Here is a 540-nt window from a genome sequence, read left to right on the forward strand (position 1 = left end):
ACCGGCACGAACGAAATAACAACAGACGTAGCCAGCACGGCCCTGTCTCCGGGGGGGCGACATCATCTCGGAACGAAGGGGCGCAATCATCTCGGAAACGAGGGGCGGCTTCATCGGAATCGGCAACCGTTCCTTGAACGGTCGGATGCCAGGTGGAAGGACCCCTCTCTGCAAGTGCCGTGAGGGCGCGAAAGCGACCCTGTAGATAATGTTCGGGCCTTCCACCTGGGTGCGTATCTCGTTCTAAGGACGGTGAGGACCACGGCCGCTTCGGCGCCGCTGGATCCTGTGTTTGCTATGGCAGGGAGCGATCCCGTTGACGGTGGAAGCCATCTGGCTCAGAATGCATGCCTCGCCGCTCAATGTCGGCGCATAGAGATCTGTTGACCAAATCTCGCTTTCCTTCGTGACCCAGGACGTTATCGGATCGTATATGCGCTGGTGGCCCACGCGAGATGAACAGGTCAGCCAGCGCCGCCAGCACATCCTCGTGTTTGAGCTGCCGGGCAACGATGAGTGCCAGGCATTCCCTGCTGGCCT

The 540-nt window shown here is 60.2% G+C and carries 1 pseudogene; it reads right to left on the minus strand.

Annotated features, from left to right (window positions below):
- Positions 1 to 418 precede the first annotated feature (418 nt).
- Positions 419 to 540: pseudogene (locus tag BRX37_RS26500) on the minus strand (IS3 family transposase); the annotation flags it as partial.

It is taken from the genome of Sphingomonas sp. S-NIH.Pt3_0716 (assembly GCF_003950715.1).
GTDB classification, from domain to species: Bacteria; Pseudomonadota; Alphaproteobacteria; order Sphingomonadales; family Sphingomonadaceae; genus Sphingobium; species Sphingobium yanoikuyae_A.